We start from the raw sequence: 18338 nt of genomic DNA, 5'->3' as shown, positions 1-18338 counted from the left end.
CTGTGTTGTCCGCTTGTGACGGACGCTGATGTTTACTTTCTCACAGCGGGACAGACCGGCGCGGGAAAGGTTCACATCGTGAAAACGATGAGGGCCCGTGAATGAACACGGGCCCTCATCATCGATCAATGCATGATCATGCCGTTACGCGGCAAGGCTCACTCGGCATCGGCAGCCGGAGCGGCGGCGGCAGCGTCGGCATCGGCAGCCGGAGCGGCAGCCTCGGTGGACTCGGTGGCGTCTTCCGGCACCTCGACGGTGACGACGGATTCCTCAAGGTCATCCATGTCGAGCTCGGCGCCTTCCGGCATCTGCACGTCCTTGAGCAGGACCTTGGTGCCGTCGGTCAGGCCTTCGACGTTCACGACGATCTTCTCAGGCAGGTTGGCGACATCGGCGCGGACCTTGAGCTCCTGGATGTCGACGAACGCCACGGCGGCGCCCTTCGGCTGGCCTTCGACGAACACCGGCACCTCGACGTCGATCTTCTCGCCGGCCTTGACCTCGAGGAAGTCGATGTGCTCGATGATGCGCTTGACCGGGTTCTTCTGCACGTCCTTGACGACGGCCATCTTGGTCTGGCCGTCGAAGGTAAGGCTGAACAGGGCGTTGGTGTGACGCAGGGCCAGGGTGGTCTCGCGCATCGGCAGGGTCAGGTATGCGGGCTCGGTGCCACCGGCGTAGATGGTTGCCGGGATCTTGTTGGCGACGCGCAGGCGACGGGCAACGCCCTTGCCGAACTCAGTACGTGCTTCGCCGTTCAGGGAGATGGTGTTAGCCATGTGAAAAATGCTCCTTAGTAGTGTTTCGATTGGCGCCACGACGCGCCGGAAAACCACCCAAGGAGAGCGGAAATACGCCGAGTCGATAACGGAAGTGCGCATCCTGCGCCTTCCCTCGCCAAAGCCTCTTATATGTTACACGCGCGCCGGACAAACCTCCCGTGGCAGGGACGCGGCGGAAAACGGTAAGCTGTATACAGGTAACGCAATGTCTGAAACGAGGCAAAGATGACGCAATCCGACAAGCACGATATCGCCCGCATCTCCTGCATCGCGGCAGGAACCTCCGTACTCGCCGTCACGGGACTGCTCGCCGCCGCCGCGGACTGGATGTTCCGGTTCGCCATCGACACCCAGTCCAAAAACTCCATATTCCGCAAAAGCATCATCGCTCCCGACCGCGCCGAGAAGATGAGTGTCGGCGAGGCCAAGGAGGCCGGCGAATGGTTCGAACAGGCCAAACAGCCGGTGGAATTGGGCAGCCGCGACGGCCTGCGCCTGCACGGATGGCTGTTCGACCCGGACTGCGCCTCCCCCACGCCGCACGCCTATGCGATCTGCGTCCACGGATACACCGGAGAGCCCGCCGAGATGGCGAAATGGGCGCACCGCTACGCAAGGCTTGGGTTCACCGTACTGGTTCCGGCGCAGCGCGCGCACGAGCTCAGCGAAGGGCGCTATGTGGGCATGGGCTGGCTCGAACGCAATGATCTGCTGAACTGGATCCATCTGATCGTGCAGAGCGATCCGGAGGCACGGATCCTGCTGTACGGCGGGTCGATGGGCGCAAGCACGGTGATGAATACCGTGGGCGATCCAAGACTGCCGCGCAATGTGGTGGCCGGCATCGCGGAAAGCGGGTTCGCTTCGGCACGCGAGGAATTCATCGACATGGCGCACACCATGTTCCATCTGCCTCGTCTGGTTGCCGCGGCATGCGTCGATACGGCGGGACTGATCTGCAAGCGCCGTGCGGGCTATGACTTCACGGAGGCCTCCTGCAGGGACTCGCTGCGGCATACGGTCATCCCGATGCTGTTCATCCACGGCGGCGCCGACACGCTGGTGAGTCCGAGGTTCCTCGCCGCGAACTATGCCGCATGCTCCAGCATCGACCGTGAGAAGCTGCTGGTTCCCGGTGCCGGGCATATGGAAAGCTCGGGCAAGGACCCCGACCTGTATTGGCGCACGGTGGAGGGGTTCATCCGCCGCACGTTCACGATCTGACCGTGGGGCACGCGTCATGGCGGCGTTCCGCGAACCCGCCATGACGCCAAGCGGAAAACAACCGGCTTGTCTTTTCCCTAACGCTTCTCCCCGGGATTGCAGATCTGCATGGCCACGCCATCCTCCATGATCCGGAATCCGTGCTTCTGATAGAACGACGCGTTCCTGCTCTCCTCGGGCATGACTTCGATGTACAGATAATCGCGATACTTCTCCTTGACCATGCCCACCAAATGACCGGCGATCCCCTGCCCCTGGTATTCGGGGTCGACCAGCACGTAATGCATGTAGGCGACCATTTCCGTATCGTCGAGCACGCGAACCAGACCGACCAGCCGCTCGCCGTCCCACGCGCTGAACACGGTGGACGAGCCCATCAACGCCTTATGCAGACGTTCAGGGTACTGCCCGGACACCCATCCGACCGACAGGAACAGCTTCTGCGTCTGTTCCACGGTGAATTTCTTCTCATCGGTGTATGCGATGGTCATGGTGCGCTCCTTTTCTCTTGTTTTCCTTGTCATGCATCTTCCGTGTAGAGCGGCCGTCCTTTACGCCATCCGTAATTCGTGGCCGCGTTGAGGGCAAGAAGGTTCCCTGGCCCTGGCGTGAAGGTGTTGCGCAAGACGTACATGAGAGAGCTTCCTAACGCGTATCCGGGGCACGATGCTCCTCCTTTGCCGACTCCAGCCAAGGCTAGAGACAGGACGCCGCGCGCGAATCCGAATTCTCACCATAGGGAATTCTTATTCCCTATGGATTCGGTTAGTTTGAATCTATGGATTGGCACACGCCGGCGATCACTCCGCATCGTCACCATAACGTCTGAGCTTGTCTATGTATGCCTCGGAAAGTTCGGAAAGCATTTGCCCTTTGTTGGTGATGTATCCGATGCGCATGCGCTCGTCTTCGTCGAGCGGCAGGGAGACGATGTCGTTGCCATGCAGTCTGTTCGGCAGGATGCCTGTGGCTATGGTGTATCCGTCCAGGCCGATCATGAGGTTTTCGATGGCCGCTCGGTCGCTGACGTGGATGGTGCGGTCCGCATCGATGCCGTTGAACGGGTCTTCCGCGTAGTTCGCGGATTCGTACCTGCCCTGCACGAATCCGAGTTTCGGGTAAGGGCGCAGGTCCTTGAGCGAGACGTGTTCGCTTTGGGTCAGCGGGTGGCCTTTGCGTAGGAACACATGTGGGCGGACATCGAACAATGCGTGGAATTCCACATCGTTGCGCGCGAATTCGGCTGTCAGTACGCGCGTGTTCGCGTGACTGAGATATAGGATGCCGAGGTCGCTGAATCGGTTGCGCACATCTTCGATGATGCGGTGCGTCTGCGTTTCGTTGAGTACGAAATCGTATTGCTCGCGGCCGTATTCCTTCACGAGTTCGACGAATGCGTTGGCGGTGAAGGTGTAGTGCTGTGTCGAGACGCAGAATCGTTGCTTGGGTGTGCTCGCGTCGCCGTATTTCGATTCGAGGATGTCCATCTGCTGAACGACCTGTCTTGCATAGCCGAGAAATTCCATGCCTTTCGCCGTCAGCGTGATGCCTGCGCGGCTTCGGTTGAATATGCGAAATCCCACGTTCCGCTCGACTTCCTTGATGGCGCTGGACAGGCTGGGCTGGGAGATGAACAACGATTTCGCGGCTTCGGTCATCGATCCCTTTTCCGCGACCGCGATCAGATACCGCAACTGCTGCAATGTCATCGAATCGACCTCCCCCCTCATACGCTTCGCATCACACAGGTACTGTAGCAAGTATGGGACAAACATCTGGAAACACTTCGCCGTCATGCATCGAGGTGCGCGGAGCCCGCGTGCACAACCTCAAGGACATCGACCTCGACATACCGCTGAACTGTCTGGTCGGCGTGGCCGGCGTTTCCGGATCGGGGAAAAGCTCGCTTGCGCTCGGCGTGCTGTATGCGGAAGGCTCGCGACGCTACCTGGAGGCGCTGTCGACCTATACCAGACGTCGATTGACACAGGCAAGCCGTGCGACGGTCGACGAGGTCCGTCACATACCGGCCGCACTGGCATTGCATCAACGCCCTTCCGTGCCCGGCGTGCGATCCACGTTCGGCACGATGAGCGAGCTGCTCAACAGCCTGCGCCTGCTGTTCTCCCGCGTGGGCGAGCATGTGTGCGACCATTGCGGCTTCCGCAACAGGCCGACGATGGATGTCGCCGCCGAACTGCCGATGCATTGCACGAATTGCGGCAAGCTGATGCATCCGCCGTCCGCGGAGGACCTGGCCTTCAATTCCGCCGGCGCATGCCCGATCTGCGGGGGTACCGGCATCGTGCGCGATGTCGACCTTGCATCGCTGGTTCCGGACGAGACGAAAAGCATCGACGACGGGGCCGTGCTGCCGTGGGGATCGCTGATGTGGGACCTGATGAAGCAGGTGTGCGGGGCCATGGGCGTGCGCACCGACATACCGTTCAGCCAACTCACCGATCACGAACGGGACATCGTGTTCAACGGACCGGCCGTCAAGAAGCACATCCTGTACAGGCCGAAGAAGGGCGACGACTTCGCCGAGCTCGACTTCACCTACTACAACGCCGTATACACCGTGCGCAACGCGCTTGCCAAGGCCAAGGACGAGAAGGGGCTGAAGCGGGTGATGCGTTTCCTGAAGGAGGCTCCGTGCAAGTCCTGCAACGGCACCCGGCTTTCCGAGAAGGCACGGCAGCCGCATATACAGGGCGTCAATCTGGCTCAGGTGACCTCCATGACGTTGGACGAGACGATCAAATGGGTGCGGGCGGTACCCGAAGCATTGGAACCGCATATGCGTTCCATGGCACGCAGCATCTGCGATTCGTTCCTTGACACGTCGCGGCGTCTGACGGAGCTTGGCCTTGGGTACCTGTCGCTGGATCGCGCCGGCTCCACGCTCTCCACCGGCGAACGTCAACGCGTGCAGCTGGCGCGTGCGGTGCGCAATCGCACCACCGGCGTGCTGTATGTGTTGGACGAGCCTTCGATCGGCCTGCATCCGGCGAATGTGGACGGGCTGCTCGGCGTGATGCGCGATCTGGTGGCCGACGGCAATTCCGTGGTGGTGGTCGACCATGACACCCGCGTGCTGGCCGCGGCGGACCATCTGATCGAGATGGGGCCGGTGGCTGGGCGGCAAGGCGGGCATGTGATCGCCCAGGGAACGGTACGGCAGGTCATCGGCAACAAGGGGTCGCGCATCGCGCCGTTCCTCGCCCACGGCGGCAACGACCACCCACGCATACGCCCGAACGTTCCCGCCGACGAGATATTCGCGCATGGAAGCATCCATATGCAGACCAATCAGCTACACACCGTCAAGCCGCTGTCGGTGGATATTCCACGTGGCCGACTGGTTACCGTGACGGGCGTATCCGGCTCGGGCAAGACCACGCTGGTGCTGGAATCGCTGATCCCTGCTTTGCGGTCGCTGATCGACGGCACGGATCTGCCGCCGCAGGTGCGCAATATCGAGACGCGGGACGTGACGCGCGTGAATCTCATCGATGCCACGCCAATCGGCACGAACGTCCGTTCCACACTCGCCACCTACAGCGGCGTCCACGACGACCTGCGACGGGCGTTCGCCGCGACCGACGCCGCCAAGACGGCCGGCTTCAAGCCCGGTACGTTCTCCTATAACACCGGCAAGATGCGCTGCGCGACATGCGATGGCACCGGGTCGATCTCGTTGGATGTGCAGTTCCTGCCCGACGTCGACATCGAATGCCCGACCTGCCATGGCTCGCGCTATGCCGAGACGATCGACGCGCTGACACTCCCCTGCGCCGACGGCACATCGTACTCGATGCCGCAGCTGATGGCCCTGACCGTCGACGAGGCCTTGCCGCTGCTGCGCGACATCAAGCCGATCCGCACGAAGCTAATCACCTTGCGGGAATTGGGACTGGGCTACCTTTCCCTGGGCGAGCCCACGCCGGCGCTCTCGGGCGGTGAGGCACAGCGGCTGAAGCTCGCCAGCGAGATGGGCCGCAAGCAGCATGATGCCGTATTCGTGTTCGATGAGCCGACGATCGGCCTGCATCCCCTGGACGTGCAGGTGCTGCTGAAGGTATTCGACACGTTGGTGGCCCATGGCGCGACGGTGATCGTCATCGAACATGATCTCGATGTGATCGCGAACGCCGACTATGTGGTGGACATGGGCCCCGGCGGCGGCGAGTCCGGCGGGCGTGTGGTGTGCTCGGGGACGCCGGATCAAATCGCCGCATGCGATCGGAGCGTCACCGGACGCTACCTGCACGCGGCACGCTGAATATGCAAATGGTGGTTGGTTCGGACGAAATCGAACCGGATTTCGTCCGAACCAACCACCAAAGCGGCGGAAACGTCCCTAAGGACCGCCTTATGCCTTAATCAGCTCCGCCGAATCGAGATCGTAATCGGCGAGCGGGTACTTGCGGATGGCCGGATCCTCGTAGGTGTTCATGTAGTAGGCGTTCGTCTTGGCATAGTAGCCGCTGGTGAACAGCGTCCTTTCGTACCTGCCGTCCGCCATCTTCGCCATACCCTCGACCATCTGCACGGAGCCGAGCGTGTGGAACAGGCGCGCGATGTTCGCTGTCTCGCCGTTCTGCTCCGGGTAATGGGTGTTAGCGTATGCCACGCGCACGAAACGGGACGGGGAGCTGACATCGCCGGGGATGCCGTGCATGCTCACGCCGGCGCCCCATGCCGTGAGCGTCCTGCCGCCCCACGTCACCGGCTCGGCCATATCGCTGCCGGTGTTCATGTAGTTGCGCAGATTCTCCATATGCCAGTCGAAGGTCGGCTGGTTCGTAAGCACGTCGACATCATCGTGATGGATGTGCATGCCGTCGGCCATTTGCTCGACGACGATGCTGCGCTTGGCATCGCCGATCAGCCAGTGCAGGAACGACTTGGGGCGCTTGGGATCGTCCGGCGCCACGAGGGTCACGTGCTCCAACGCCTGCTCGACCTCGTCGACGGTGTCGAAATTGCGTGCGACCCACAGCGGGAACTCGCCGGTAAGGATGTTGACACGCCCGTTCTCCGGTTCGGAGGCGAACGCCGCGTAGCCGGGGAAGTTCAGTCCGGCCACGGCCAGACCGTTCTCGTTGGCACAGTCGAAGTACATGGGCATGCCGTTCATCTCCACGCCGACGCCGATCACCGCACGCGGGTCGGCGTTCGTCGACGCCCCGTAGGTGTAGTCGTTGCGGAAGCCGCGTGGGGTGACCAGGATGGATTCGCCGTAGGAGAAACTCCAATCGAGGTTACGTCCGAAGACCATATTGCCTTCATCGTCGGTGAAGCGGATGCCGGTGCACATAAGAAAACTCCTTTACCGTTGGCGTGCCGGGAAAGCTCCCGGCCGATGGAAGTCATGCTACGCCTGACCGGGGGCGCGGCGTCAGGATTTCGCCGGGAGGGTATTCGCTTCGCTGCGGTCCATCAGATGGTCGATGAGCATGTACACGTAGCCCAGAATGACGAAGCCCACGATCAGCAGCAGCACGGTAAGGGATACGCCGCCGACGCCGTGCTTGTCGAAATCGATGAAGTCGTACGGCCAACGGCTGTGCTCGTCGACCCTCACGTACAGGCCGAAGCACCATACGCCCACCATGATGCACACCAGATACGCCAGCGGGAACGCGATCCAGCACGGCGGCTCGAACCGGCTCATCGTGCCCTTACGGTCGAACAGCAGCCAGTCGAGGATCATGCCGATCGGAACGATGTAGTGCAGCACCAGGGACGTCCAATGGAACGTCCCGCCCTTGAAGACGCCGCCATGGTCGAGCAGGAAGTGAGCGACGAGCCAGGTGACCGTGATGGCGAGCATGAGCGCATGCTTGAGCTTGGGATGCCACGGCTCCGGCCAGACGGAGTTCCTGCGGAGCGTCACCGCCGCGGCAGCCCACAGATAGGCGACCACCGCGATGTTGCTGAGATTGGTGAAGTAGCAGAAGAACACGCTTCTGAAATGCCCGTAGCCGAAGCCCACCTCGTATAGCAACGCCGAGGTGCCGACGAGCGCGAGCAGGATCTTGTAGACGGCCGACGCCGTCTTCGAACGAATGTACATCGGTATTGTCCTTTCGAAAAACCTTGACATATCATACCGATGTGTCAACGACAGGCACGGGTAGGGGCGGCGCCCCGCCGCATTCGACGAGACACCGCCCCTACCCGTACCGGAATCCGCACACCGCCGGCCCGGCCTGCGTTGCCGGCACCGTCAGAGCATCGACCCGTACAGGCTTTCCAGGGATTCCTCGGTGGTGACCGATTCCGAGCCCGGCGTGTTCACAAGGTTGCCCGGGGAGACCTTCCGCGCATTGCTCACAAGCCACGGGATGTCCTTCTTCTCGATGCCCAGGTCGCCCAGCGACACGTCAAGGTCGAGGTCCTTGAGCAACGTCCTCATACGCGGCGCGCAATCCTCGGCGGTGAATCCGCCAAGCATCCTGGCCACACGGCCGAACTTGAAGCGGTTGTACCGGTAGGTGGCCTCGATGGCGGTCGGCTCGATGGCCGCCAATCCCCTGCCGTGCGTCACATCCTTCAGCCCGCTGACCGGATGCTCCATGGCATGCCCCAGCGTGATGCCGGCGGTGTTGATCACCATGCCGCCGATGGTGCCGGCAAGGCAGACCTTGGACCATTGCTCATCCGTGCCTTCGCCACGGTACAGGCTCACGATGTTGTTGGCGATCAGCGGAATCGCGTACAGGGCGAGCGCGTCGGTGAACGGCTGGGCGTTGTTCGCGGTGAACGCCTCGATGCAGTGGCAGAGCATGTCGCACCCATTGGCCGCGATTACGCCGCTGGGCATGGTGCGCATGAGATCGGGGTCGACGATGGACGCCGTGGCGACGAGTGCCGGGCTGCGCAGCGACTTCTTATCGCCGTTGCCGAGGTTGGTCATGACCGCGAAGCCGTTGGATTCGGAGCCGGTGCCGAAGGTGGTGGGCACCTGGATGATCGGCAATGCCTTGTCGGAGGTGCGCTCGCCGTAGATATACTCGCTGACGTTCCCCTCGTTGCACGCCATGAAGGCGATGCCCTTGGCCGCGTCCATGGCGCTGCCGCCGCCGAGTCCTATGACGATGTCCGCATGCTGTTCGGCGGCCAGTCTTGCGCCTTCCTCCACGGTCGTGGTCAGCGGGTTCGGGGTGACCTGATCGAACAGCACCGTGCGCATGCCCTCATGTTCAAGCAATGCGCGCACCCTGTCGTAGGTTCCGGTGCGCTTGACGGAGTTGCCTCCGGTGACGATCATCGCGGTGGAGCCATGGGCGGCGGCGAGCTTGCCCACCTGCTCCACCTTGCCTTGGCCGAAGACCAGGTTGATCGGCAGGAAGTAGTCGAAGCCGCGGGTCCATTCGTCCGGGGCGCTGCTCTCGGCGGCCATGACCGCGCTCGATGCACGGACCGTCGTGGCGGTCTCGTCGCTCTTCTCGCCGGTTTCGTTCTCACCTACGGACAGCTGGGCGTAATAGCCGAACTTCTCCTTGTAGACGAGCTTGCTGAAGGCGAAGAACACCACGCCGAACAGCGACCACCCGGCCACCATCGCCCATTCCTGCGGGGCGAGCGTCACGCCGGTTCCCGGAAGGATGTAGAGCATGATCATGATGGCGGACATCAGCACCGCCATGGCGCCGATGAACTTCCAGTGCCTCACCTTGTATGGGCGGGGCATGGTCGGTTCCTTCACATGCAGGATGATGAAGGACAGCGACACCATGCAGTAGGCCAGGATGCAGCCGAAGTTGCCGGCGTCGACGATCCATACGAGCATCTTGCGTCCGGCGAACGGGGCAAGCACACTGAGCAGGCCCACCACGAGGATGGAGACGTACGGGGTGTTGGTCTTCGGATGCAGCTTGCCGAAGAAGCGCGGGATCATGTAGGACTCGGCCATGGAGTACATGGCTCGGCTGCCGCCGATCATGAACGAGTTCCAGCTGGTGATGATGCCGCACATGCCGGCCAGGATCAGCACCTTCGCCATGATCTTGCTGTGGAAGGCGTTCGCCATGGCGTCGGCGGTGACCAGTCCGGTGCCGTTGTAGGACGCGACGATCTGATCGCCGTTCATGACATAGCCCACGGAGAAGATGATCAGCGCGTAGAAGCCGACGCCGAGGATGATGGAAAGCATCAGGATCTTGCCGATCTTCTTCAACGGCACGTTGATTTCCTCGGCGGCCTGAGGGATGACATCGAACCCGATGAAGAAGAACGGGCTGACGGCGGCGACCTTGATGATGGTGCCCATCATGCCTTCCATCCCGCTGCCGGCGAACATCTGCCCTTCAAGGTTGGAGGGGTCGCCGGTGACCACGGACGCTGCGATGAGCAGGATGCCGGCCGCGCCGATGGCGAGGGTCAGGATGTTCTGCAGTTTGGCCGCGGTCTTCGCGCCCATGATGTTGATCACCGTGATGAACACCGCGAAGACGATGGCCGTGGCCAGCCAGGTGGCATAGATGTCGAATCCCGCGACCGAATATAGGTAGCCTTGCAGGAACTGCGGCCACACGTAGGTGATGATGGTGGGCAGCGCGCATGCCTCGAAGCATACGACGCTCACGTAGCCGAGGATGATGGCCCAGGTGCAGACGAACGATCCTACCGGCCCCATGGCCCTCATGCTGAACACATGCTCGCCGCCGCATTCGGGCATGGCGGGCGTCAGCTCGGCATAGGTCATGCCGATGAAGAAGATCATGACACCGCCGAGGATGAAGCCCAACATGGCACCGATGACGCCGGCCGTACCGATCCAGTCACCGGTGGAGACGACCCATCCCCATCCGATCATGGCACCGAAGGCGATCATCAGGATGTCCATGGAGCTGAAGGTCTTGTTGAATTTCGAAGTTGTTCTTGTATGCGTTTCCATCGTCGTTCCTTCCGAACACGTCCTGCGCGATGGCGCAGAGCCGTGCGGCCGGCAGTCGCCCGATGCCGCACGGCGAACTTGCGTTATTCGTTCAGCATCTCCACCAGCAGCAGCAGGTACTGGCAGGTCTTCTCCCACCCCAGGAGACTGCTGTCGATGAGCAGGTCGCGCTGACGTCGGTCACCGCGGTTCGTGCCGGTGATGTACTGGTGCCTGCTGCGGTTTCGCTCGTCGTTGTAGTCGATGATCTCCCGCGCCTTGGCTTCGCTCACCGACTGGTGCTCCATCACCGCGCGGATGCGTTCCTCTTCGGGCGCGTAGATGAAGATGTTGACCAGATCATCCCTGTCCTGCAGCAGATAGTTGGCGCTGCGGCCGATGATGACGCAGGAGGATTTCTCGGCCATCTTGTGCATGGCCTGGTATTGCAGCGAGATGACCCTGTTCGTCAGGTTCGCGTAGCGGGGCCCAAGCGTCGTTTCGAAGGTATAGGGGACGTTCGTCGCCTTGTCGGCCTTTTCCACCAGCTCCTTGTCCACGTCCAGGTCGCTGACGATCTTGTCCACCAGATCGCGGTCGTAGTATTCGATGCCGAGCGCCTGGGCAAGCATCTTGCCTATCTCCGGGCCACCGGCACCGTATTCGCAGCCGATGGTGATGACCATGTGCTTCATGTCGTTCCGCCTTTCATACGGATGCCCTGCCGTTGCGGGCGATCACTTGGAAAGTGATTCGATGGTGTCGGCGATGATGGCAACGGCCTTGTCCACGTCCTCCTCGGTGATGATCAGCGGCGGGACCATGCGGATGACGTCGTTGCCGATGGCCGTGATGAGCAGCTTGCGATCGAAGCAGCCGTGCTTGACATCGACCGCGTTGATGGTGCCGTCGAATTCGACGCCGACGAACAGACCCTGACCGCGGGCCTCCTTGACGTGCGGCAGCTTGGAAAGCTCGTCGATGAAGTAGGCGCCGACCTTCTTGGCGTTGCCGGGCAGGTCGCGGTCGATGATCTCGGTGACCGCGGCGAGCGACGCGGCACAGCAGACCGGATGGCCGCCGAAGGTGGTGCCGTGCGAGCCCATGGTGAAGGCCTTGGACACTTCGCTGGTGGCGCAGATCGCGCCGATCGGCATGCCGCCGCCCATGGCCTTGGCCATGGAGACGATGTCCGGCTTGATGCCGTAGTTCATATACGACATCAATGCGCCGGTGCGTCCCCAGCCGGACTGCACTTCGTCGAGCAGCAGCAGGATGCCCTTCTCGTCGCAGAATTCACGCAGTCCCTGCAGGAACTCCTGGGTCGCCGGGTGCACGCCGCCCTCGCCCTGCACCGGCTCGACCATGATGCCGATGGTGTTCTCGGTGCATGCCGCCTTGAACGCCTCGAGATCGTTGAACGGGGCGTAGGAGAAGCCTTCGGTCATGGGGCCGAAGCCGATCTGGCAGGCGTTGTCCGGCTGACCGGTGGCGGACATGGCACCGAAGGTACGGCCGTGGAAGGATTCACGGGCGGTGACGATGTGGTACTTTTCCGGGCCATACTTCTCCACGCCGTACTTGCGGGCCATCTTGATCATGGCCTCATTGGCCTCGGTGCCGGAGTTCTGGTAGAAGATCTTGTCCATGCCGATGGCCTTGCAGATCTTCTCGGCGAGCAGGGCCTGCGGCACGGTGTACGGGTAGTTGAAGGTCTGCATCAGCGTTGCGGCCTGATCCTGCACGGCCTTGACGACCTTCTCGTTGCAGTTGCCGACAGCGTTGACCGCGATGCCCGCATAGAAGTCGAGGTACGGCGTATCGTTCTCGTCGTACATGTAGACGCCCTTGGCGTGATCGGCGAGGAAATCGAAACGCTCATAGGTTTCGATCATGTAGGTGTCGACCTTGTTCTTGATGTCTTCGAATGTCAGTCCGGTGTCCTGCAGCTTCATGATGCCGCCCTCCTTGTGTGCTTTGGTGATAGGCCGTTGTCCATGCGACCCGTTCAGCTGGCTTGTTCGGCTTGAACTTGACTTCAGTATGTTTGCTTTCCGCCCGCTTCTCCAGCCGTTGCGGCCCAAAAACGAATGTGCCGGAGCACAATCACCTTCCCCGAAGTAACATGGCCGACCGTACCGCCATATGGACACGTCCCATGGAACGGCAATATGACGCCGATATGCTCCGCAGTATCCGCCGCGAACGCGGAGCGACGCCGCAAATACGCCGTTACATCAATGTTTCCGGGAGATTACACATGGCATTGGAATTACAGGATCTTCTTGGCAAATGCCCTGAAGTCCAGCTCGAGCTGCTGGCGGGAGCCGATGGACTGGCGCACCGGATCACCTGGGTGCATGTGCTGGAGTCCATTACCCTGAGCGATTACCTCAGTGGTGACGAGCTGATCCTCACCACCGGCATCGCCCTGCGGGCAAACGGCGACCTGCTCTCCTATGTCAGGACCCTGTACGCGCAGAATGCCGCCGGCGTCGCCATCGACACCGGGCATTACATCGACGAGATCCCCTCGGATGTGGTCACGTTCTGCGAGGAGCACGCCTTCCCGCTATTCGCCATCCCCCGCGACGTCCCCTTCGAAAGCATCGCGCGCCCGCTGTGCCGTCGCCTCATCGAGGAGGAAACGAAGGACCGCATGATCGGCGAGGCGTTCAGGAACGCCATCTCGTTCCCCGAACGCCAGGAACTGTATATCCCCACGCTTTCCGAATTCCGTTTCGAGATCGAATGGCGCTACGCCGTCATCGTCATCCGCATCGACGGGTTCGCCGAAGACCCGTATCGGCGCATCGACGCGGTGAACGAGGTCGTCAGGAAATATCTGCGCAAACGCATCCGCTTCGGCGCGACCTACGGCGAATGGAAGCAGATCGTCGCGGTCGTCCATTGCACTGGCCCTGAGGAATTGCGCGATGTCGCGCAAGGCATTCACGATGTCGTGCAGCGGGCGCTGCGCAGGGAGGAGAACGCGTCCATCGGCGTCGGCAAGCTGACGCAGAGCATCCGCTGCATCTGCAAGAGCCACCGCCAGGCCGAATCCATCCTGAAGCTGCGCTCGCGCGGCAAGCTGGACGACCAGATCAACTTCTTCGACGATCTCGGGGCATACCGCGTGCTGATGGGAGTCGAGGACCCGGAGATCTCGCAGGAGTACTACCGGCAGGTGCTGGGACCGCTGGTCGAATACGATCAGGCGAACGGCTCGGATCTCACCGACGTGCTGCGAAGCTATCTCGACCATAACGGCAGCGTTAAGGACACCGCCGAAAGCCTGTTCGTCCACCGCAATACCGTGAACTACAAGATCGCCAAGGCCGGCGAGATTCTGTGCATGGATCTGTCGCGCCTGGCGAACCGCATGCAGCTCATGCTGGGCTACATGCTCATGGACATGATGTGACGCCCGAAGCCGCCTGCGCCAGGGCACGGTAGGCGTCGACGAGTTCGGACAACCCGGTTCCCGCGTTCGCCGGGCTGGTGGAGGGAAGCCTTGTCATGGGCATGTCCCCCAGTCCCCGCGCCTGCAGCGACGGCAGGCACAACTTGTGATACAGCTGCGCCGCCTTCGTGCCGGTGACGAAGACATGGGAGATACATGAGCCTTCGATGAGCGGCGCGAGATCGTTGGGAACCGCATTCCGTATGGAGGCGTCGCTGGCGCCCGCGATATCGCATGAGGCGATCACATCCCACAACGCCATGTGATGACGCAGCGCGAACTCCCTGCGCGCGCCAAGCGTCGCTTCCGGGTCCATCCCCTCGCACAGGCAGCCGTCATCGTGGAATATGGCCGCCATGACCGGCCAGAACCGGTTTCTCGGATGCCCATAGTAGAACCGCATCTGGCGTGATTTGGGGCTGGGCATGGAGCCGAGCACCAGCACACGGCAATCCGCATCCCACACCGGTCCGAACCCATGCTCCACATGCGCCCATGCCGCCCGCCGGCCTTTCATGCCATCGTTCCGCGCCATCGTTTCAGGCCGCAATCAGGTATCCGAGCGCCACGGCCGCCACCGGCGCGACCACCGATGCCGCCATGCACCCGGCGAACACCGCGATCTTCCCGGCACGCAGGGCGCTCACCGATTCGTTCATCATGGTGGAGAACGTGGAGAACCCGCCGAGAAGACCCGTCGCCAGCAGCAGGTGCGTCTGATCCGACATGGCCGGGCGCGCATAGCATCCGGCGACCATGCCGGCCAGCAGGCCGGCGACGACGTTGATGACGAAGGTGGACATCGGGAAGGCCTTATGCCATATGGCCTTGATATAGGAGTCGAAGATGTACCGTGCGCTGGCTCCAAGACCTCCGCACAAGCAGACCAGAACAGCGACGATGGCGCTCATCGGTCCTCTCCCCTCTGCTCGGCGGAAGCGAGACGGGCGCCGGCGGCCGCACCGGCATATGCCAGCGCGAATCCGACTGCGAACGTCGCGAAACAGTAGGCCACGCCCCCTGCGGCATCGCCGCCGTGCAGCAGCATGAATTCCTCCACGGCGAGCGTGGACATCGTGGACAGGCCTCCGCACATGCCCATGCCGAATCCGCGGTTCACGTATTCCTTGGCGCGGGCGGCGAGCCTGCCCGTCCCGCCCAGCCATGCGGATAATGCCGCATAGCAGAAGCATGCGATCATATTGGCCGCGAAGGTGCCGGCATGGAACCAGCCGTGAGCGGGAATCAAGGACAACGCGTATCGCAAGGCGGTTCCAAGGCATCCGCCCAGGAACACCACGCATACAAGATCGAATCGAATGATATGCTGCCGTGTCATAGAGTCTCTTTCCGGTGCGCCGCCCAGGCCCTGCCGGCGAACAGATGCGGGGAAACGCCGTGTCCGCCGAATGCCACGAAGGTACGGCACACCCATATGCCGTAGGAACCATCAGCGGAATTGCGGTTCGTCCCCTTGCGGGTCCAGGCGAGTCCCATCACCGTCGGCTAAGTGTATTCCGCCGGGACACCATCCACTCGCCCGGTGACCGATATGTGGATGCCTCCACGACTACGCGCGGTATCGCCTCATGAAATCGTCCACGACGTTGGCGAAGATGCCCAACACGCGGCGTCGCGCCTGATCGTCCTCGATGGCGTCCGCGGCGCTGATCAGCAGGAAGAACGGCGAATAGAGCTCGATCGCCATGCTCTTCGCGTTGCCGCCGTGCAACAACCCCTCGTCGAGCATCGCGCCGAGCATGTCCTCGATATACGCGACCGGGCCACTGCCCAGCACCTTCTGGTATCTGGCCATGCCCTCGGCGGATGTGTACTGTTCGACCGTCAGCATGCGCCGGTAATCGCGGGCCAGGTCGTCCTCCGTCCAGTAGCGGAACTGCTCCACCATGAACGCGCGCAGCTTCCCCGGTTCGACGGCGTCATTGCGCGCATCGTCCGTTTCGGCATCGCGCTCCGGCACCTCCGCCGCCTTCGAATGCTCCACGTCGATGTGATGCATGTATTCCACAATCGCATCGAATATGGCCCGCTTGCTTTCGAAATGCTTGTACAGCGACGGTGCCTTGATACCGACGGCCTGCGCGATCTGCGAAACGCTGACCGCATCGTAGCCGTTGGAGGCGAACAGATGCAGCGCCTCTTCGATGATCCTCTGACGCGTATTGCCTCTCTTCATGATGCCCTCCTTAGCTAAAACCCATTAGCAATCATGATAATGACGCCATGGCCGCCGACATTCCGAAAATACGAAAAGCCGCGCCTCACAGGACGCGGCTTTGACGATATTGCCGGAATCCCGATAGGTGCCGTTCAGGCGAGCTTGCCGTAGGCTTCGGCATCCACCGGCTCAAGCCATTCGTTGCTCATGGACGCCGGATCGCCCGCAGGGATCATGAAGGCCAGATGCGAGAACGATTCGCCGGGGGCGGCACCATGCCAGTGCTTCGTATCCGCGGGGATGCAGACGGCCTGCCCTGCCTTGAACTCCTTCGGTTCCTGCCCCTCGATCTGGTAGTAGCCACGGCCGCCGACCGCGATAAGCACCTGCGCCGCATTGTGGTGGATATGCCAGTTATTGCGGCAACCCGGTTCGAAGGTCACGTTATGAATGGCGATCTGTGGAGTCTCAAGCACCGGTGCAAGGTAGCTCTGCCCCACAAAGTACTGCGCGAAACCGTCGTTCGGCTCCCCCATCGGGAATGCGCTCGGATTTTCCACTGTCGACCCTTCCTTTCACGTATGTTCTGTATCATCCCCCATTCAACGCCCGGCGAAAAAGAATGTCCAATGTGAGTATGACATAGCGTTCCATGCGTTGATTGCATATCAAACCATTCATGCGAGGTATTGGCTCTGCCGAGCGAAGCGGGGTATGCTGACCTTCCGAACATCAACGGCAAAGGAGCTTCAGCATGACTGACATGAGCTATGCCCCACTGGGATGGTCCGGCATCCGGGTTTCCAAGGTCTGCCTTGGCGGTATGAGTTTCGGCAAGGCCTCCCCGCAATTCCATCAGTGGACCATCGACGCCGATACCACCGAACAGGTGATCGGTCACGCCTACGATCGTGGAGTGAACTTCATTGACACTGCCAACTGCTATGCGTTCGGCACGTCCGAGGAATATATCGGCAAGGCGCTGCGGAACCTGGGTATTCCGCGCGACAAGGTCATCCTTGCCAGCAAGGTCTATTTCAATGACGGGCATCTGTCGCGCAAGGCCATCGAGCGCGAGATCGACGGCACGCTCAAGAGGCTCGGCACCGACTATCTTGATCTGTACATCATCCATCGTTTCGATTACGGCACCCCGGCCGAGGAAACCATGGAGACGTTGGACGGACTGGTCAGGGCCGGCAAGGTGCGGGCGCTCGGCGCCAGCGAGATGTACGCCTACCAGTTCCACAACCTGCAGGCCATGGCCGAGGCGAACGGCTGGACCAAGTTCACCAGTATGCAATGCCATTACAACCTGCTGTACCGCGAGGACGAACGCGAGATGATCCCCGTCTGCCGCCAATACAACGTGGCGCTCACCCCATACTCCCCCATGGCGTCCGGCCATCTGACCCATCCGACCTGGGATTCCGATTCCAAGCGCGGCACCACCGACGGCACCATGCGCAACAAGTACGATCAGGCACGCGCGCAGGATATGCCGATCATCGAACGCGTGCATGAGCTCGCCGAACGGTTCGGCGTGCCGATGGCACGGATCGCCCTCGCCTGGCATTGGGCCAAGGGCGTCACCGCCCCGATCGTCGGCTGCTCGAAGGCGCAACGCGTGGACGATGCCGTCGAGGCACTCGGAATACAGCTCAACGAATCCGACATCGCCTATCTTGAGGAGCCGTACACGGCGCATGAACTGGTCGGCCCGTTGGCCAGGCCGGGCGAGCGCGCGCTGGCCGGCACCCTTACACCGACACTGAAGGAGAACACCAAGTAGTACCACGC

General features: G+C 61.7%; 17 protein-coding genes and 1 riboswitch. Of the genes, 4 read left to right on the top strand and 13 right to left on the bottom strand.

Annotated elements, in window-relative coordinates; genetic code table 11:
* Positions 1–158: 158 nt before the first annotated feature.
* A complete protein-coding gene (locus tag G1C98_RS04200) occupies positions 159–782 on the bottom strand; it encodes a 50S ribosomal protein L25/general stress protein Ctc (protein ID WP_169079540.1) in 624 nt (207 codons plus the stop codon).
* Positions 783–1010: 228 nt separating this feature from the next.
* On the opposite strand from G1C98_RS04200, the gene G1C98_RS04195 reads away from it, so the two are divergent.
* Positions 1011–2009, top strand: a complete 999-nt coding sequence (locus tag G1C98_RS04195) for an alpha/beta hydrolase (RefSeq protein WP_169079538.1) — start codon at positions 1011–1013, stop codon at positions 2007–2009.
* A gap of 77 nt (positions 2010–2086) precedes the next feature.
* On the opposite strand, the gene G1C98_RS04190 is transcribed toward G1C98_RS04195, so the two are convergent.
* On the bottom strand, positions 2087–2500 hold the full coding sequence (locus tag G1C98_RS04190) for a GNAT family N-acetyltransferase (protein WP_169079536.1): 414 nt from the start codon (positions 2498–2500) through the stop codon (positions 2087–2089).
* A gap of 309 nt (positions 2501–2809) precedes the next feature.
* On the bottom strand, positions 2810–3739 hold the full coding sequence (locus G1C98_RS04185) for a LysR family transcriptional regulator (RefSeq protein WP_205831884.1): 930 nt from the start codon (positions 3737–3739) through the stop codon (positions 2810–2812).
* A gap of 32 nt (positions 3740–3771) precedes the next feature.
* Between G1C98_RS04185 and G1C98_RS04180 the strand changes: the two genes are divergently transcribed.
* Complete coding sequence (locus G1C98_RS04180) at positions 3772–6294, top strand: excinuclease ABC subunit UvrA (protein WP_169079534.1); 2523 nt, start codon at positions 3772–3774, stop codon at positions 6292–6294.
* Between the two features lie 90 nt (positions 6295–6384).
* Here the strand turns inward: G1C98_RS04180 and bsh are convergent, their stop codons facing one another.
* The 5 genes from bsh to G1C98_RS04155 all read right to left on the bottom strand — a co-directional run bounded on the left by bsh (position 6385) and on the right by G1C98_RS04155 (position 12851).
* A complete protein-coding gene (gene bsh / locus G1C98_RS04175) occupies positions 6385–7332 on the bottom strand; it encodes a choloylglycine hydrolase (RefSeq protein WP_169079532.1) in 948 nt (315 codons plus the stop codon).
* An 81-nt stretch (positions 7333–7413) separates the two neighbouring features.
* The gene (locus G1C98_RS04170) at positions 7414–8091 is read right to left on the bottom strand and encodes a Pr6Pr family membrane protein (RefSeq protein WP_169079530.1); all 678 of its coding nucleotides are present in this window, start codon (positions 8089–8091) and stop codon (positions 7414–7416) included.
* A gap of 153 nt (positions 8092–8244) precedes the next feature.
* Positions 8245–10917: a bifunctional amino acid transporter/iron-containing alcohol dehydrogenase gene (locus G1C98_RS04165; RefSeq protein WP_169079528.1), complete on the bottom strand. Its 2673-nt coding sequence runs from the start codon at positions 10915–10917 to the stop codon at positions 8245–8247.
* Positions 10918–11000: 83 nt separating this feature from the next.
* Complete coding sequence (locus tag G1C98_RS04160; protein ID WP_169079526.1) at positions 11001–11591, bottom strand: cytidylate kinase-like family protein; 591 nt, start codon at positions 11589–11591, stop codon at positions 11001–11003.
* Positions 11592–11633: 42 nt separating this feature from the next.
* Positions 11634–12851 carry an aspartate aminotransferase family protein gene (locus G1C98_RS04155; RefSeq protein ID WP_169079524.1) on the bottom strand — a complete coding sequence of 406 codons (1218 nt, stop codon included), beginning with the start codon at positions 12849–12851 and terminating at the stop codon, positions 11634–11636.
* Positions 12852–13156: 305 nt separating this feature from the next.
* Here G1C98_RS04155 and G1C98_RS04150 point away from each other — a divergent pair, with 305 nt between their 5' ends.
* Positions 13157–14320 (top strand): PucR family transcriptional regulator, encoded by a 1164-nt coding sequence (locus G1C98_RS04150; protein WP_169079522.1) that lies wholly within the window; start codon positions 13157–13159, stop codon positions 14318–14320.
* Here G1C98_RS04150 and G1C98_RS04145 read toward each other — a convergent pair.
* The 5 genes from G1C98_RS04145 to G1C98_RS04125 form a co-directional block, all read right to left on the bottom strand.
* Complete coding sequence (locus G1C98_RS04145) at positions 14304–14876, bottom strand: DNA-deoxyinosine glycosylase (RefSeq protein ID WP_169079520.1); 573 nt, start codon at positions 14874–14876, stop codon at positions 14304–14306. The genes G1C98_RS04150 and G1C98_RS04145 overlap by 17 nt on opposite strands.
* A gap of 22 nt (positions 14877–14898) precedes the next feature.
* Positions 14899–15270, bottom strand: coding sequence for a fluoride efflux transporter FluC (locus tag G1C98_RS04140; RefSeq protein ID WP_169079518.1), 372 nt, complete (start codon positions 15268–15270; stop codon positions 14899–14901).
* Complete coding sequence (locus G1C98_RS04135) at positions 15267–15698, bottom strand: FluC/FEX family fluoride channel (protein WP_169079516.1); 432 nt, start codon at positions 15696–15698, stop codon at positions 15267–15269. Before G1C98_RS04135 ends, G1C98_RS04140 begins: the two co-directional genes overlap by 4 nt.
* 95 nt (positions 15699–15793) lie before the next feature.
* A riboswitch (Fluoride riboswitch) is annotated at positions 15794–15869 on the bottom strand.
* 60 nt (positions 15870–15929) lie between these two features.
* Positions 15930–16556: a TetR/AcrR family transcriptional regulator gene (locus tag G1C98_RS04130; protein ID WP_169079514.1), complete on the bottom strand. Its 627-nt coding sequence runs from the start codon at positions 16554–16556 to the stop codon at positions 15930–15932.
* Between the two features lie 134 nt (positions 16557–16690).
* Positions 16691–17098 carry a cupin domain-containing protein gene (locus G1C98_RS04125; protein ID WP_169079512.1) on the bottom strand — a complete coding sequence of 136 codons (408 nt, stop codon included), beginning with the start codon at positions 17096–17098 and terminating at the stop codon, positions 16691–16693.
* Between the two features lie 194 nt (positions 17099–17292).
* Between G1C98_RS04125 and G1C98_RS04120 the strand changes: the two genes are divergently transcribed.
* Positions 17293–18330 (top strand): aldo/keto reductase, encoded by a 1038-nt coding sequence (locus tag G1C98_RS04120; RefSeq protein WP_169079510.1) that lies wholly within the window; start codon positions 17293–17295, stop codon positions 18328–18330.
* The last annotated feature ends 8 nt before the right edge of the window (positions 18331–18338 follow it).

Source organism: Bifidobacterium erythrocebi, assembly GCF_012932675.1.
Taxonomy (GTDB): domain Bacteria; phylum Actinomycetota; class Actinomycetes; order Actinomycetales; family Bifidobacteriaceae; genus Bifidobacterium; species Bifidobacterium erythrocebi.
This window is presented reverse-complemented; position numbering and strand designations above follow the sequence as displayed.

Coding starts and splice junctions, on each gene's coding strand:
- G1C98_RS04200 (WP_169079540.1), bottom strand. CDS start 782: ATGGCTAACACCATCTCCCTGAACGGCGAAGCACGTACTGAGTTCGGC.
- G1C98_RS04195 (WP_169079538.1), top strand. CDS start 1,011: ATGACGCAATCCGACAAGCACGATATCGCCCGCATCTCCTGCATCGCG.
- G1C98_RS04190 (WP_169079536.1), bottom strand. CDS start 2,500: ATGACCATCGCATACACCGATGAGAAGAAATTCACCGTGGAACAGACG.
- G1C98_RS04185 (WP_205831884.1), bottom strand. CDS start 3,739: ATGAGGGGGGAGGTCGATTCGATGACATTGCAGCAGTTGCGGTATCTG.
- G1C98_RS04180 (WP_169079534.1), top strand. CDS start 3,772: ATGGGACAAACATCTGGAAACACTTCGCCGTCATGCATCGAGGTGCGC.
- bsh (WP_169079532.1), bottom strand. CDS start 7,332: ATGTGCACCGGCATCCGCTTCACCGACGATGAAGGCAATATGGTCTTC.
- G1C98_RS04170 (WP_169079530.1), bottom strand. CDS start 8,091: ATGTACATTCGTTCGAAGACGGCGTCGGCCGTCTACAAGATCCTGCTC.
- G1C98_RS04165 (WP_169079528.1), bottom strand. CDS start 10,917: ATGGAAACGCATACAAGAACAACTTCGAAATTCAACAAGACCTTCAGC.
- G1C98_RS04160 (WP_169079526.1), bottom strand. CDS start 11,591: ATGAAGCACATGGTCATCACCATCGGCTGCGAATACGGTGCCGGTGGC.
- G1C98_RS04155 (WP_169079524.1), bottom strand. CDS start 12,851: ATGAAGCTGCAGGACACCGGACTGACATTCGAAGACATCAAGAACAAG.
- G1C98_RS04150 (WP_169079522.1), top strand. CDS start 13,157: ATGGCATTGGAATTACAGGATCTTCTTGGCAAATGCCCTGAAGTCCAG.
- G1C98_RS04145 (WP_169079520.1), bottom strand. CDS start 14,876: ATGAAAGGCCGGCGGGCGGCATGGGCGCATGTGGAGCATGGGTTCGGA.
- G1C98_RS04140 (WP_169079518.1), bottom strand. CDS start 15,270: ATGAGCGCCATCGTCGCTGTTCTGGTCTGCTTGTGCGGAGGTCTTGGA.
- G1C98_RS04135 (WP_169079516.1), bottom strand. CDS start 15,698: ATGACACGGCAGCATATCATTCGATTCGATCTTGTATGCGTGGTGTTC.
- G1C98_RS04130 (WP_169079514.1), bottom strand. CDS start 16,556: ATGAAGAGAGGCAATACGCGTCAGAGGATCATCGAAGAGGCGCTGCAT.
- G1C98_RS04120 (WP_169079510.1), top strand. CDS start 17,293: ATGACTGACATGAGCTATGCCCCACTGGGATGGTCCGGCATCCGGGTT.